This is a genomic window from Eubacterium sp. 1001713B170207_170306_E7 (genome assembly GCF_015547515.1).
In the GTDB taxonomy this organism is placed as follows: Bacteria; Bacillota; Clostridia; order Eubacteriales; family Eubacteriaceae; genus Eubacterium.
Genome location: NZ_JADMVE010000007.1, coordinates 93,939 through 109,401 on the forward strand (window position 1 = coordinate 93,939; position 15,463 = coordinate 109,401).

General features: G+C 51.9%; 13 protein-coding genes. 8 read left to right on the plus strand and 5 right to left on the minus strand.

From position 1 onward, the window contains the following. Positions 1-13: 13 nt before the first annotated feature. Positions 14-1,273 carry a phosphoribosylamine--glycine ligase gene (gene purD / locus I2B62_RS16475; RefSeq protein WP_195270139.1) on the plus strand — a complete coding sequence of 420 codons (1,260 nt, stop codon included), beginning with the start codon at positions 14-16 and terminating at the stop codon, positions 1,271-1,273. 65 nt (positions 1,274-1,338) lie between these two features. Further along, positions 1,339-2,580: a chloride channel protein gene (locus I2B62_RS16480; protein WP_347707835.1), complete on the plus strand. Its 1,242-nt coding sequence runs from the start codon at positions 1,339-1,341 to the stop codon at positions 2,578-2,580. Between the two features lie 60 nt (positions 2,581-2,640). Here the strand turns inward: I2B62_RS16480 and I2B62_RS20540 are convergent, their stop codons facing one another. The 5 genes from I2B62_RS20540 to I2B62_RS16510 form a co-directional block, all read right to left on the minus strand. Continuing rightward, positions 2,641-4,392, minus strand: coding sequence for an Ig-like domain-containing protein (locus I2B62_RS20540; protein ID WP_243259576.1), 1,752 nt, complete (start codon positions 4,390-4,392; stop codon positions 2,641-2,643). Positions 4,393-4,644: 252 nt separating this feature from the next. Next, positions 4,645-5,868 (minus strand): MFS transporter, encoded by a 1,224-nt coding sequence (locus tag I2B62_RS16495; RefSeq protein ID WP_195270140.1) that lies wholly within the window; start codon positions 5,866-5,868, stop codon positions 4,645-4,647. Positions 5,869-5,894: 26 nt separating this feature from the next. Further along, positions 5,895-6,593, minus strand: a complete 699-nt coding sequence (locus I2B62_RS16500) for an ABC transporter ATP-binding protein (RefSeq protein ID WP_195270141.1) — start codon at positions 6,591-6,593, stop codon at positions 5,895-5,897. After that, positions 6,577-7,284 (minus strand): ABC transporter permease, encoded by a 708-nt coding sequence (locus tag I2B62_RS16505; protein WP_195270142.1) that lies wholly within the window; start codon positions 7,282-7,284, stop codon positions 6,577-6,579. Before I2B62_RS16505 ends, I2B62_RS16500 begins: the two co-directional genes overlap by 17 nt. A gap of 77 nt (positions 7,285-7,361) precedes the next feature. Next, the gene (locus I2B62_RS16510) at positions 7,362-8,228 is read right to left on the minus strand and encodes a substrate-binding domain-containing protein (RefSeq protein ID WP_195270143.1); all 867 of its coding nucleotides are present in this window, start codon (positions 8,226-8,228) and stop codon (positions 7,362-7,364) included. Positions 8,229-8,492: 264 nt separating this feature from the next. Here I2B62_RS16510 and I2B62_RS16515 point away from each other — a divergent pair, with 264 nt between their 5' ends. The 6 genes from I2B62_RS16515 to I2B62_RS16540 all read left to right on the plus strand — a co-directional run bounded on the left by I2B62_RS16515 (position 8,493) and on the right by I2B62_RS16540 (position 15,421). Beyond that, on the plus strand, positions 8,493-8,744 hold the full coding sequence (locus I2B62_RS16515; protein ID WP_195270144.1) for a (2Fe-2S) ferredoxin domain-containing protein: 252 nt from the start codon (positions 8,493-8,495) through the stop codon (positions 8,742-8,744). Beyond that, positions 8,731-10,431: a [Fe-Fe] hydrogenase large subunit C-terminal domain-containing protein gene (locus I2B62_RS16520; RefSeq protein WP_195270145.1), complete on the plus strand. Its 1,701-nt coding sequence runs from the start codon at positions 8,731-8,733 to the stop codon at positions 10,429-10,431. Before I2B62_RS16515 ends, I2B62_RS16520 begins: the two co-directional genes overlap by 14 nt. Continuing rightward, entirely contained in the window at positions 10,431-11,603 is a 1,173-nt protein-coding gene (locus I2B62_RS16525) for a PP2C family protein-serine/threonine phosphatase (RefSeq protein WP_195270146.1), read from the plus strand. Before I2B62_RS16520 ends, I2B62_RS16525 begins: the two co-directional genes overlap by 1 nt. A 162-nt stretch (positions 11,604-11,765) precedes the next feature. Then, positions 11,766-13,310: a ribonuclease Y gene (gene rny / locus I2B62_RS16530; protein ID WP_110060335.1), complete on the plus strand. Its 1,545-nt coding sequence runs from the start codon at positions 11,766-11,768 to the stop codon at positions 13,308-13,310. 137 nt (positions 13,311-13,447) lie between these two features. Beyond that, complete coding sequence (locus tag I2B62_RS16535) at positions 13,448-14,233, plus strand: TIGR00282 family metallophosphoesterase (RefSeq protein WP_195270147.1); 786 nt, start codon at positions 13,448-13,450, stop codon at positions 14,231-14,233. 3 nt (positions 14,234-14,236) lie between these two features. Continuing rightward, the gene (locus I2B62_RS16540; RefSeq protein ID WP_195270148.1) at positions 14,237-15,421 is read left to right on the plus strand and encodes a pyridoxal phosphate-dependent aminotransferase; all 1,185 of its coding nucleotides are present in this window, start codon (positions 14,237-14,239) and stop codon (positions 15,419-15,421) included. Positions 15,422-15,463: the final 42 nt, after the last annotated feature.

Sequence of the window (15,463 nt, forward strand, 5' to 3'; positions counted from 1 at the left end):
GAGGAGAAACGATATGAAAGTATTAGTAATCGGCTCGGGCGGACGTGAGCATGTGCTCACCTGGAAAATTGCCCAGAGCCCAAGGGTAGATAAAATTTACTGTGCCCCCGGAAACGGCGGCATGGCCAAAATCGCCGAATGTGTTGACCTTTCGGTGGAGGACATTGACGGCTGCGTGAAATTCGCCAAGGAAAAAGGCATTGACCTGACCGTTGTGGGCCCTGAGGTGCCCCTGGTAATGGGAATGACCGACGCCTTTGAGAAAGAGGGCATGCGGGTGTTTGGCCCCAACGCCAAATGCGCGGAGTTTGAGGGCAGTAAGGCCTTCACCAAGGATTTTCTTCTGCGCCATAGCATTCCGACAGCTGCCTACAAAGAATACACAGATCTCAATGAGATCATGAAGGATATTGGCGTTTACGGCTTCCCGATGGTTATCAAGGCAGACGGCCTGGCAGCGGGCAAGGGTGTGCTGATCGTGGAAAACGAGCAGGAAGCCAGAGACGGCATCAACATGATCATGGCCGACCATGAATTCGGCGCTGCCGGGGATAAGGTGGTTGTTGAGGAGTTTCTGACGGGCCGCGAAGCCTCCATGCTGTGCTTTGTCGACGGCAGTGTCATTGTGCCCATGGAAAGCGCCCAGGATTACAAGCGTGCCTACGATAACGATGAAGGCCTGAACACTGGCGGTATGGGCACCTATTCTCCGAACGTTTTGTTTGATAATGAAGTGTTAAACAAGCGCATTGAGGAAACCATCCTGACCCCGATTATCGAGGGCTTTAAGGCGGACGGCATGGACTTTAAGGGGATTCTCTTTATCGGTCTGATGATCGAAAACGACATGCCAAAGGTTCTGGAATTCAATGTCCGCTTTGGTGACCCCGAAGCCCAGAGCGTGCTCATGCGCATGGACAGTGATCTGGTGGACATCATGGAAGCCTGCATTGACGGAAAGCTTGCAGACTGTGACATTAAGTGGAAGGATGAAGCGGCAGTAACCGTGGTGCTCGCCTCGGGCGGATACCCGGGACCCTATGAAAAGGGCCTTGAAATCACCGGAATCGAGGATGTTGAGGGCTGTGAGGTATTCCATGCCGGAACAGCCCTGAAGGATGGAAAGCTGGTAACAGCCGGAGGACGCGTCCTCTGTGTTTCGGCTCTCGGCTCTGACCGTGAGGCGGCACGCGCCAAGGTCTACAGCCAGGTGGATAAAATTAAATTTGACGGTGCACGCTACCGGACTGATATTGCAAAAATGGATGAATGACAGCAGAGTAAAGGCACGCAATCTTATTTGCGTGTCTTTTTCTCAATGATCTGGAGGAAAGCAACGTGTGGAGTAAAATAAAAAAGAGTATTGCACTTGGAATTTTTATCGCTGTTTTAGGCGCAGTGGTGGGGGCCGTTGTGTGGTTCCTGCTGTGGCTGATGAATCTGGGCATTGACTTTTTCTGGACCTGGCTGCCCGGAAAATTCAACATTCCAGCCTACAATCTGATTGTCTGCGGCGCCGGGGGACTGCTTGTGGGGCTTTTGCAGGCAAAATTCGGCCCCTGTCCGGGTGAGCTCAGTGAAGACATGGCGGCCATCAAACAGGGCAAACGCCTGCCCTACGATAATCTGCCAGTCATTGCAGTCTGTGCGCTGGTGCCCCTTATTTTCGGCGGAAGCCTCGGGCCCGAGGCCGGGCTCACTGGTGTAATTGCCGGCCTGTGCTTTTGGCTGGCGGACCGCTTTAAATATGCCTATGAGGAAGTAGAGGATCTGGCTCAGGTTGGAATCGCCGCGACGCTGGGGGTTATTTTTCACGCGCCCCTTTTTGGCTTTGTCAATCAGGTCGAGGACGAAAAGGGTGGGCAGGCCATCCCTAAGAACTCGAAGATTTTATTGTATTTTATCGCGATTTTTGCCGGCTTTGGCATTTATATGCTGTTATCCAGACTGCTTGGCGGCGGCATGGGGCTTGGCCGTTTCGGACACATTACCGTCGGGCGAAACGAGCTTCTGGCCATGTTACCCCTTGCCCTCGTGGGCGCTCTCTGCGGCATCCTGTATTTTTATTTTGCCAGGGGAGTGACGGTGATCACTGCTCCCATTGAAAAACACAGGGTGCTCCTGGGGGTTATCGGCGGTTTGGTTTTAGGCGGCGTTGGCATGCTGCTGCCCTTTACCATGTTTGCCGGTGAACACCAGATGGGTGAAATGATGGAAATCTGGCAGACCCTGCCCATATGGATGCTGTTCTTAACAGGAATTGTCAAGCTTTTGATGATCAATATTTGTATTGGTACAGGCTGGCGCGGTGGGAATATTTTCCCCATTATCTTTTCAGCGGTCTGTATCGGCTACGGTTTTGCCGCTGTTTTTCCAATGGTCGACGCCACCTTCTGTGTGGCAGTGGTAACCGCAGCTGTGGCTGGGGCCATTATGCGAAAACCGATCGCGGTAGTGATGCTGCTGATCATCTGCTTTCCGGTGGATGCCATTATCCCCATGTGCGTGGGTGCCATCATTGCCGCCTCAATTCCACTGCCAAAGCAGTTCAGACAGCTTCCGGACGCGCAGGGAGAATAAATGAACACATAAAAAACACTCCGCTTTTTAGAAAGGGGAGTGTTTTTTTATGTCTAAGTCTTATTCGCTTCTTTTACGTTTAATCAGGGCGATCACACCAATGAGGATGCCGCCGCCTGCAAAGAGACCAATGATGGAGGGGATCATCCAGGCTGGAACCTCGCCGTCCATCAGGGCTGCAGTGGGGATACTGGTGTTTGGATTGGCACTTGTAACAGCGGCTGCAAGCTTTTGAATCACATTGCCGTCACCGCCGTTGCTGCCGTCATTGTAGGTCTGGGTGCTGCCTGCGCCTTCATCTGGATCCAGAGCCTTCACTTCGATTTCGCAGGTTGCAGTTTTGCCGTTGGCTGTCGTTGCGGTGACATCGGCAAGACCTTCGTTAACGGCTGTAACCTTGCCGTTTTCATCGACGGTCACAACGTTTGGATCACTGGAGCTCCAGGTCACGCTGGCGTCTGTGACATTCACAGGCTTAACGGTGGCCTTCAGCGTGGTGCTGGCATTCGGCTGGATTTTCAGATAGTCGTTGGACAGCTTGACCTCACTCGCGGCTACCGATGTTTTGACAGCCGCGTAATAGCTGAAATGCGGCGCTTCAAAGGAGACGGTTTTATTGTTGCTGTCGGCCTCAGTAGTATCCATTACTTTTACTTCGTCTGTATTTTCATCAAAATGGACAACCTTGATGTCGCCATTGTCTTTGTATTTTTCATTCAGCTCCATCTCGACGGAAACGGTTCCGCCTTCTGGCTGTTTCTCTTGGTTTGTAGTCTTGTCAATGGCTTTGATATCCAGGATTTCCAGGATTTCAGCTTCTGGATCCAGCTTGCTCTTCACAGCCTGATCCGCTTTATTCTTAACATCATCACTGACCGATGAAACCTTTAACTCGGCATCTGGCAGAACCTTACTGTCTGCGGAGACCTTTACCTGAGTTCCGTCCACATTTGCGGTGGTTTCGACTTTTTCAGGCTGAGGCGTGGGTTCAGGTGTCGGCTGAGCAGTTGGCTCAGGGGTTGGCGCTGCAGTTGGCTGAGGCGTGGGTTCAGGAGTTGGCGCTGCAGTCGGCTGAGGCGTGGGTTCAGGAGTTGGCGCTACAGTTGGCTGAGGTGTGGGTTCAGGAGTTGGTTCTGGAGTCGGCTGAGGTGTGGGCTCAGGAGTTGGTTCTGGAGTCGGCTGAGGTGTAGGCTCAGGAGTTGGTTCTGGAGTCGGCTGAGGGGTTGGCTCAGGATCTACATTGTCTAACAGGTAAATATAGCCTAGGAAATTGCCGCCCATGCTGTTGGCATTGTCGTAGTCCATATAAAAATCGCGATAGCTCCAGCCAGAGTTGGAGGTGACAACCTCGTTGCCATTGACTTCTTCAACGACAGCGACGTGGCCGCACCAGCCATTGGTAATTGAGCCGTCCCATACAGCAATAGCGCCGACAGCAGGCTCTGAGCCATAGGCAAAACCACCGCGGCCTTCGTCGTAAAGCTCTTTATTATCAGACCAGAAATACTTTGCATTGCTTCGGAAACTGCCCCATCCGTTTGGATTGCTGTTTACTTCGTTGTTTGGGAGGGGATAGCCCAGGATTTCGTAGGCACGGCCCCATGCGTAGTAGGTGCAATTGCCTCCCGTTAAAGGATTTAGCTCAAACGGATTTCCACTGGACCGGCTGTAAGGATAAGAATAGTAGTCCGGTTTATCTGTCCTCGGTGAGAATTCCGCAGCCTTTACGGTTGGTGCAAATTGGAGCGAATAGGCAAACAATAGGCAGACGCATAAAAGCGAAGGAATAAATCTGTGAATTAACTTTTTCATGCTGTGGTTCTCCTTCTAAAAATGATTTCGTTAAAATAATTAAAATAGTAATGTAAAATAATGAAGATCAGTCAACTGCTTGTAGAAAATATTATACCCTATTTCATACCGCATTTCCTTAAGATGTAACGAATTCTTAAAGAAGAAAATCTAATTGTAACGGAATTGCAAACAAGAAATATAGCCATTACTTTTTTAGTTTTCAATAAGGGGCGTTTAGAAAAACAAAAGTCAATTTAAAAAGCTGAAAGCCTATTTTTCACAGACGCGAAGGGTTTTGTTGTGATAAACGATAAAGCCGCACAGGGCGGTGAGGATACCGGTAGCGATAATGATAATGCGCACATCAATCATATCAGCCAGGGGGCCAAAAACGGTCATGCCGATGGGAAAGGCAGCAGCAGCCATAATTTGGACGAGGCTGAAAACACGGCCCTGCATGGCTTCTTCTACCCGCTCCTGAAGCAGAACGGTGATAGGCGCAGTGATAAAGGGAACGGTTATGCCGACAAAGAGCATAAAGCCCAGAAAAACAAGAAAAATCGGTGAGAGCCCCAGCCCAAGGCAGAAGATGCCGCAGAGGGTGCTGAAGACCATGATGGTGGTCACGCGGCTCTTAAAGCCACCCCAGGCGGCAATGACAAGCCCGCCGATCATGGCGCCAACGCTGTAGATAACTTCGTTGGCGGTGAGATACCACACCTGTTCACCAAAGGTCCTGGCAATGAGCAGCGGTGTCAGAAAGGCCGTGGGGGTCACTAAAAACATGAGCAGGGCATAGAAAATCAGGAGCACCCTGATGAAGGGGTGCCGGTAGGCATAGAGGATGCCGGTTTTTAAGTCGGATACGGTGCCGGTGTCTTTGGCGGACTGGGCCCGTTCGTGGGCTGGAATTTTGAGGATGGACAGCAGTGAGATGCCAATGATGGCAGTGACCACGTCAATGAAGAAGGTCGACTCGACAGAAACAGTGGCCAGCAGAGCCCCGCTGACGGCCGGAGCCACAATCATGGTCATGTTCTGGAGACTGCCGTTAAAGCCAGTGACCCGCATGAGCATGCTTTTGGGAGTGATCTGGGGAATGAGGGCGTTGACGGTGGGGGTCTGGATACCTGTGCCCACTGAGCGGATGGCGGATACCAGAAAGATAATCCAAAGCTCGCGGCAGCCCATGAAAAAGCTGATGGCCAGCCCCAGTGTGGACAGAGCAACCAGTGCGTCGGCGCAGATGATCAGCTTTTTTCGGTTATAGCGGTCTGCCCACACACCGGCGAACAGGGAGATGAGCACCTGTGGAATAAAGGTGACCAGTGTGGAAATGGTCAGCATGATTCCTGAGGTGGTCGTCAGGGTGACGTACCAGATAATGGCATACTGTGTGAGGGAAGAGCCGAGCAGGGAAACAGTCTGGCTGGTTAAAAAGAGGATGATCCGTTTCTTCCAGTCTTTATCGGTGATTGGAGTTTGCTGATTCATGGGTTCCTCCTGAGGGCAGCGGCCCTTTAATTTAGAGTAATAAAGTCCTGGATAACGGAATCATCAGAGGCCCTGAAGGCTTCGACACTGCCGTGAAAGAGAAGTCTGCCCGAATCCATAAAGGTCAGGGTATCACAGATGCGGTAGGCCTGGCTCGGGTTATGGGTGATGATGATCACCGTCAGCCCGGCTTCACGGTTCCTTTTAAGCAGCGCGGCTTCAATAATTTTCAGGCTCTGGGGGTCGATGTTGGCGGTGGGCTCGTCCAGAAGCAGTGTGTCCGGCGAAAAGGAGAGCGCCCTGGCCAGGGCTGTTTTCTGGGATTCGCCGCCGGAAAGCTTTTTCGCGTTCTGCTTTGCGATGTCCACGATTTTAAATTCGCGCAGCAGTCCGTCGACAATGGGGGCGGCGGCTGCCTTGCTGCACTTGCGGATTTTGAGCGGGTAAGCGATGTTGTCATAGACCGACATGGCAAAAAGGTAAGGCGTATGGCTGGCGTAGGTCAGCTTTTTCAGCACGGATTCGTCGCCGGGACGGCTGTCATAGGTGATGGCGCCGCTGGTGGGCGCAAGCAGTCCGGCCACGGATTTCATCAGGGTGGTCTTTCCTGATCCGTTTGGACCCAGAATCCCGTGGATTTTGCCGGACTCAAGGCACAGGCTGTCTAAGGACAGCACGGTTTTTCCATGATACGTCTTGGTGAGTTTTTCAATCGCGATTTGCATAAGGATCTCCTACCATATATTTATACAGAATGGAATTGGTCACAAAGGAGATGACCAGCAGAATAATGCCCATGGCGATGGAAACCGCGTATTCGCCCATGTTATTGTTCATGGCAATGAAGGTGGTCATGACCCGCGTGTAATTTTTGATGTTGCCGCCCACGATCATTACCGCGCCCACCTCGGACACGGCCCGCCCGAAGCCGGTGACCAGGGCGATCATGATACTGGCCTTCAGCTCCCGGATCAGCAGAAAGAGAATATCCCGGCCGCCTGCCCCAAGGGTCTTTCCCATGGTGACCACGACCTGTCCGTTGACGGTAGTGTCGTTAAACACAATGCCCATGATAATGGGGGTGACGAGGATCACCTGGGCGATGATCATGGCAGTGGGCGTGTACATGAGCTTTAAATGCCCCAGGGGACCGGAGCGGGCGAGCACCAGCGAGGTGAACAGCCCGATGATGACTGGGGGAAAGGACATAAAGGTATAGAGCAGCCGGGAGACGATCCGCTTTCCTCTGAATTCCTTGATGCCGAGCAGGATGCCCAGGGGCACGCCGAGAACCGTGGAGTAGATGGTGGAGGAAAAGGACACGTATAATGAGAGTCCGACGATCTGGTAGATTTCCGGGTCGCCGGAAACCAGCAGCTGGAAGGCTTCGATGAAGCCGTTGATAATATAATCCATAGGAAACCTCGTGAGTCTGTCAATTCAAAATCAGCGCCCGAAAACGGACGCTGACAAATTTTAAATTCAGTTGATGCTTATTTGCTGGCGTTTGGCACAAAGGTGGCTTCGCCGTTGATCTTGTAGTTGGAGATTTCCTGCTGTACGGCATCGCTTAAAATCCATTCCTGGAATTTTTTGGCGCCGTCGGTGTTCAGCTCAGCACTGACCTTGTCAGGATTGACGACAATGACGCCGTATTGATTGTACAGGTTATCGTCCTTTTCCACGACCACCTCAAGGTCGAGGTTATCCTTCATGTTCAGCCAGGTAGCACGGTCAGACAGGGTGTAGGCTAATTTTTCATTGGCCATTTTCAGAGTGTCGCCCATGCCGGAACCGGATTCGATGTACCAGGGCTGTCCTGCCGGGGTAACGCCTGCCTTTTCCCACAGGCCCAGTTCTTTGGTGTGCGTACCGGATTTGTCGCCTCTGGATACAAATTCAGACTGGGTTTCAGCAATGGTCTGGAAAGCTTTTACCGCGTCGTTCGGAGCAACTTCCTTCAGCTTGGCCGGGTCATCCTTGCTGCCCAGGACAATGAAGTCATTGTACATAACGTCGAAACGTTCAAGGCCGTAGCCTTCCTTGACAAAATCCTCTTCCTGAGATTTGGCATGAACCAGAAGCACATCGGCTTCGCCGTTTTTACCCATTTCGATGGCTTTGCCGGTGCCGACGGCCACAACCTTTACGGCAATGCCGGTTTCTTCTTCAAACTTGGGCAGAAGCACGTCGAGCAGGCCGCTGTCCTGTGTGCTGGTGGTGGTCGCCATGATGATTTCACCATTGGAGCCTGGTTCCAGCTTTTCCGTTTTAGCGGTATTGCTGCTGCACCCTGCCAGGCCCATGACCATGGTCAGCGTCAGCAGCGCAGCCAGCGCCAGTGTCAATTTCTTTTTCATTTCTCTTCCTCCTTGATAATGAAAAATCTATATAAAAGGAATCCTTTTATAACGTGGGATTCATGCCCGTTTTACACAAAGCCGGCCGTTAAAATAAAAAACATCGCGTAGGCCGACTTTGTAAAACGATTTCGGCATAACCATTTTAACAGAAAATGGCAGGAAATTCAAGTGGCAGTATTAATTGACAAGGGCTGTCAGGCGTGCTAGGATTATTTTATCAGGATAAACACAGGTAAAAGAACAAGATTGAGGAGTAAAAGTATGAGAGAAATACACATCTGTATTGGCAGCGCCTGCCATGTCAAGGGATCCTATCAGGTGGTGCAGCGCTTTAAGGAACTGGTAGCCGAACGCGGCCTCGAGGACGAGGTGGAGCTGATGGGCACTTTTTGTCTGGACGCCTGCAGCGACGGAGTGGCTGTCAAGGTTGGCGACCATATTTATACGGTTAAGCCGGAGGGCGTGGACCGGCTGTTTGATGAGATTATGGAGGGAAGCAATGGGTGTCATTAACTTCACAAAGGCAAGCTGCCGGAATTGTTATAAATGTATCCGCTACTGCCCGGTAAAGGCCATTAAGCTCATGGACAACCAGGCCCAGATCGTGGAGGATCTGTGCATTGGCTGCGGCAACTGCTTTCGGATTTGTCCGCAGAACGCCAAGTATGTGGCCAGCGATGTGGACAGCATCCGCCAGTGGCTGAAGGAAGGGCCAGTGGTTCTGAGTCTGGCGCCGTCCTTTCCGGCAGCGTTCAGCACGGCCGATCCGCTGCAGGTGCTGAGCGGCCTGCGGGCGCTGGGCTTTACAGTGATTGAGGAAACCGCCATCGGGGCCGAGCTGGTCTCAAAATACTATGCCAAGGATTACTGGGGAACAAAACGCCATGTGATCACCACCTCCTGCCCGACGGTTAACATGATGATTGAAAAATACTATCCCGACGTGGTGGAATACCTGAGCGAGGTGGTGTCACCCATGACCGCCCACGGCATGCTGCTGAAGGAAAAGTACCCTGGCGCCAGGGTGGTATTCGCCGGCCCCTGCATCTCCAAAAAAATGGAAGCGGTTGACCGGACCGATCCGGTCATCGACGGTGTGCTGACCTTTGACGAGCTGGAGATGTGGTTTAAGGAAGAACACATTGCGGTATCTGAAATGCCTGCGGGCAGCTTTGACGCGGCAGGCTGTAACGTGGCGCGGTTTTATCCGCTGGCCGGAGGCGTTGAAAAGACCAGCGTACCAGGTGTGCAGGGCGTCCGGCGCATCATAAAAATTGACGGCCTCAAAAACTGCCGTGATTTTCTGGACGATATCGGCAAGCTTACAGGGCAGTACTGGATTGAGATGAACGCCTGCGTCGAGGGCTGTGTCAACGGGCCGGGCAATACCCACAGCCCGCTGGTCAAATATGAGCGGATTGAGCGTGTGACGGATTATATTAACAACAATGCCCGGAAAGACCCGGAAGCGCCCGTGCAGGCTCCGGATTTCAAACGTGGCTTTGCGTCTGAGAAAAAGGACCCCTTTGCGGGTGTGCCAGAGGAAGCCATTGAGGAAATCCTGCGGCAGACTGGGAAATTCACCCCGAAGGATGAGCTCAACTGCGGTACCTGCGGCTATGACAGCTGCCGTGAAAAGGCCGCGGCGGTTTACTGCGGCATGGCAGAGCTGGATATGTGCCTGCCCTTTATGCGCAACCGGAATGAGGCCATCTCCAATTTGATCATCGCGTCGACGCCAAATGCCATCGCGGTGCTGGACAAGGACTTCCGGATCGTTGATTTTAACGGGGCAGCCGAAAAGCTGTTTAAGACCGCCAAGAGTGATGTGCTGCACAAAGACTTTGTCGAAGTCTTTGACTACAACCCATTCAAAAAGCTGGATAATGTCGAGGGCAATTACTACAGCGGCAGAGGCCTCTATGCCCGCGGCAACATTCATTTTATGGAAATTCTGACGTATATACCGGGACAGAAGATGTACATGGGAATCTTTGTGGACATCTCCAGAGAAATCAAAAAGGAAAGGGCCTATCAGAAGATGCAGGAGGAAACCCTGGACATGGCCCAGAAGGTCATCGACAAGCAGATGCGCGTTGCCCACGAAATCGCCGAGCTGCTGGGTGAGACCACTGCCGAGACCAAGGTCACGCTGACCCGGCTGCAAAAGGTTGTAGGCACAAGAGAGGAAGAGGAATAATGGCTTTTTTTGTCGATATTGCCCATGACAGCATTAACAAGCACCACCAGGAGCTGTGCGGCGACAATGTGGAAATCCGAATCAACGATGAGAGCGTGATCGTCGTTCTGGCCGACGGGCTGGGAAGCGGTGTGAAGGCTAATATCCTGGCCACCATGACCTCCACCATCGCGGCGACCATGCTGGAGGATAAGATGTCGCTCAAGGACGTGGTCGAGACCCTGGAAGCCACGCTGCCGGTCTGTCAGGTCCGGAAGCTGGCCTACTCAACCTTTACCATTGTCCAGGTCTACTGGAAGACCCGAAGGCTTTACATTGTCGAATTTGACAATCCGCCCATTGTCTATATCCGGGATGGGGAGATTTTAGAGCTTGAGCGCCACCCCATCGAGTTTCAGGGCAAGCAGATTTATGAAACCACCATGAGGATCGAGGAGAACGACGTTCTCGGCTTCTTCAGCGACGGCGTGATCCACGCCGGCGTGGGGACCCTGCTCAATTTCGGCTGGCAGTGGGAGGACGCGGCTGATTATCTGCTGGCACGCACCTATGACGAGAAGATGATCACTGCCAAGGATATCTCCATGCGCATGATTGAAACCTGCAACGACCTGTACGGCGGGGAACCCGGCGATGACACCACGGTGGTGGTGATGAAGGCCGAGGAGCACCAGTACGTGACGCTGTTTTCTGGCCCGCCTCTGGACCGCACCAAGGACCAGATGATCCGGGAGATTCTGGACGGGGCCAAGGGCACCAAGGTGGTGTGCGGCGGTACTGCCAGCAATATTGTATCGCGGGAGTACGACGAGGAAATCGACATTGATCTTGAGACCATGTCGGAGCGGGTGCCGCCCGTGGGACGCATGAAATCCATCGATCTGGTGACCGAAGGGGTGCTGACCATCCAGGAAACTGTCAACATCATTGAGGATTACATCTACAAGCGCCGGGGCCACGAGGTCTTTGAGGGAAACAACGGTGCGTCCATTCTGGCCGACCTGTTGGTAAACCACTGTACCCATCTCGACCTGATTCTGGGCAACTCCATCAACCCGGCGCACCAGAATCCGGATTTTCCGGACGCGCTCAGTTCGAAGTGGAAGATCACCCAGCGGCTGATCAATCTGCTCAGGGAGCTCAACAAATCCATCAATATCGTGTATGTTTAAACAGCCGGCCTGCGGGCCGGTTTGTTTAAGTTGTACTTAAGCGGTAAAATATAAACTTCTAACATGGCATTGATTCTTGACACTAAATTCAAAAAAGTATAAAATAGACTTTATAATGAGTGTCTAAAAAAACAATAATAACAAAATATTTACTTTAGGGAGGTGAATGTTATAGACATATTAACTATATGCTTAATCGTTGGTATAGTCATTGCCTTTGGCGTTGGGTATTTTATCCGAAAAAACGTCGCTGAGGGCAAGATAAATAGTGCTGAAGAAACAGCCAAGAAAATCGTAAACGATGCAGTCAAAGAGGGCGAAGCCCAAAAGAAGGAAATGTTGTTTAACGCCAAGGAGGAATCCTTAGCTTTAAAGGAAGCCATTGAAAAAGATAATCGTGAAAGACGCGCCGAGCTTCAGAAAACGGAGAACCGTTTAATCCAGAAGGAAGAAAACCTGGACAAAAAAGCCGCGAATCTTGAACGCAATGAGGACAAGCTCGAGAGAAAAAACAAAGAGCTTGATAAGAAACAGGAAAAGCTGGACAGCCTTTATGAAGAACAGGTCAAGGAACTGGAACGTATTTCAGGCATGACCTTTGAGGAAGCCAAGCAGATTTTACTGGATGATGTTGCAAAGGAAACCCGTGCTGAAGCGGCGGTAATGATCCGCCAGATCGAGGCCGAATCCAAAGCGACAGCAGACAAAAAGGCCAAGGAGCTGATTGCGCAGTCCATTCAACGCTGTGCGGCAGACCATGTGGCAGAAAATACCATTACGGTGGTTAACCTGCCAAATGATGAAATGAAGGGCCGTATCATTGGCCGTGAAGGCCGTAACATTCGTACACTGGAAACCCTGACGGGCATTGACCTGATCATTGATGATACGCCGGAAGCCGTTATTCTCTCCGGCTTTGATCCGATCCGGCGAGAAGTGGCCCGTTTGTCACTGGAAAAACTGATTATTGACGGACGAATCCATCCAGCAAGAATTGAAGAGATTGTTAAAAAATCTCAAAAAGAAATGGATGCTCAGATCAAGGAAGTTGGAGAACAAGCCTGTTTTGATACAGGTATCCACGGATTACATCCCGAAGTTGTCAAGCTGTTAGGACGTCTGAAATACCGTACCAGCTACGGTCAGAATGTGCTCAAGCATTCCATTGAGGTTGCCCATCTGGCAGGCCTGATGGCCGCGGAGCTGGACGCCAATGTTAAAATCGCAAAACGCGCAGGACTGCTGCACGACATCGGTAAAGCCATTGACCATGAGGTTGAAGGAAACCATGTCGAAATCGGCGTAAATCTGCTGAAGAAGTATAAGGAAAACAAAAATGTGATCCACGCGGTAGAGGCTCATCACGGCGATGTGGAAGCAACGACCATTGAGGCAGTGCTTGTGCAGGCAGCGGATGCCATCTCCGCCGCAAGACCCGGCGCCAGGAGAGAAACCCTTGTTTCTTACGTGCAGCGTCTGGAAGAACTGGAAAAAATTGCCACCTCCTTTGACGGTGTCGAAAAGTCCTTTGCCATCCAGGCTGGGCGCGAGGTGCGCATAATGGTTAAGCCAGACTCTGTCAACGACGACGACATGATGATGCTGTCTCGCGATATTGCCAAGAAGATTGAATCTGAAATGGAATACCCGGGAAATATCAAAGTCAATGTCATCCGCGAGACCAGAGCAGTCGAGTATGCCAAGTAACGCAGATGACGAAAAAGCCATCCTGAAAGGACAGAAAGGCTTTTGAAGAATCGGTGATCCGATTAAGAATTTAAAAGAGGGGGAGGGGCAGAGCCCCTTCCCTTTTATTTATGCACGAAAATAAGACTGGAGTAACGATGAAAATACTAATGATCGGCGATGTGGTCAGCCGTCCGGGGCGGACCGTGCTCAGGGAACAGCTGGTGAGCCTCATCGCGGAATATCAGATTGATTTTACCATTGTCAACGGCGAGAACGCTTCCGGCGGAAACGGCATTACCGAGAAGAACGCCCGAGAGCTGTTTAACCTGCCCATTGACGTCATGACCATGGGCAACCATGTCTGGCAGCAAAAGGAAATGGTCAATTACATTGAGAAATTCCCCAAAATCATCAGGCCTCTGAACTATCCGGAGCCCTGCCCGGGCAAGGGCTATGATTTTTTTGAGCACGATGGCAGGACCATCTGTGTGATGAACCTGTCCGGCCAGATCTTCATGCCGGAGCTGGATTCACCCTTTGGCCTGTTCAGCCGGGTGTGGCCGGAGATCGAGGGTAAATTTGACCTTTTGATTGTGGACTTCCACGCAGAAGCCACCTCGGAGAAGATCGCCTTTGGCTATTACCTGGACGGAAAGGCCTCCGTGGTGGTGGGAACCCATACCCATGTCCAGACCGCAGATGAGCGGATTCTGCCCGGCGGCACCGCCTATATTACCGATCTTGGCATGACCGGCCCCCTGAATGGGGTCATCGGTGTGGAAAAGGACATTATTATTGGGAACATGGTAACCAAGCGTCCAGAGCGTTTTGTCATCGAGAAGGCGCGCCCATGGCAGATTAACGGCATCGTGGTTGAGATTGATGACCGTACAAACCAGCCGGTTAAAATCGAACGGGTTTACCGGATTTATGAGGAGTAGACAATGAGAACGAGAGTATCGGAAAAAGTTGAGAATTGTGTGGATTCCCTGACACTGAGCCTGTCTGAAAAGGCCAAGGCCTTTCGCGAAGCAGGCGAATCGGTTGTGAGCTTTGGCACCGGCGAGCCGGATTTTACCACGCCGGATTACATCTGCGACGGCGCCAAGGCCGCCATCGATGCGGGCCATACCAAATACGACGCGGTAACCGGCGTGGCGGCGCTGCGCCGTGCCATTGCAAAAAAGCTGAAGGCGGATAATGGACTGAGCTACGGGCTGGACGAGATCATTGTCAACAGCGGGGCCAAGAGTAGCCTTTCGGTGGCTCTACAGACCATTCTGAACCCGGGCGACGAGGTCATTATTCCCAAGCCCTACTGGGTCAGCTACACGGAAATGGTCAGGCTGGCGGGCGGCGTGCCCGTAGTGGTGGACACAGACCCCGAAAATGCCTTTAAAATGACCGCAGAACAGATGAAAGCCGCCATTACGGATAAAACCAAGGCCATGATGCTGAACACGCCTGTAAACCCCACAGGGGTATTATACAGCCGTGAGGAGCTGCAGGCCCTGGCGGAGGTGGCAGTGGAGGCGGACATCCTGGTCATATCCGATGAAATTTACGAGGAATTTGTCTACGACGGCAACAAAACCGTCAGCATCGCGTCTCTTGGTGAGGCGGTCAAAAACAACACCATTCTGGTCAACGGGTTCTCAAAGACCTATGCCATGACGGGCTGGCGGCTGGGCTACGCTGCCGCACCCGCGGACATTATCGCGGGCATGAAGCGGATTCAGGGCCATACGATTTCCCACCCCTCCACCATTACCCAGTACGCAGGCATTACCGCCCTCGAGGAGAAGGGTGAGGTGGTGGATGAGATCATCCGTATTTTTGACGGGCGCCGCAGAGCCATGATGGCGCGGCTGGACAGGATTCCGCAGCTCGGCTATCTCTATCCCCAGAGCACCTTTTATATTTTTGTAGACATCCGCCGGGTTATCGAGGATAATAGATACGGCATCGCGTCCGGATACGCATTTTCACAAAAACTGCTGGATGAGCAGAAGGTGGTCACCATACCGGGTGAGGCCTTTGGCGTTACCGGACACATCCGTTTATCCTTTGCGACCTCGATGGAAGAAATCGAGGAAGGGTTTAACCGGATCGAAGCGTTTTTAGCATAGGCGTGCCCTGCATGCCTGTATCAATAATACACAGGAGAAAGA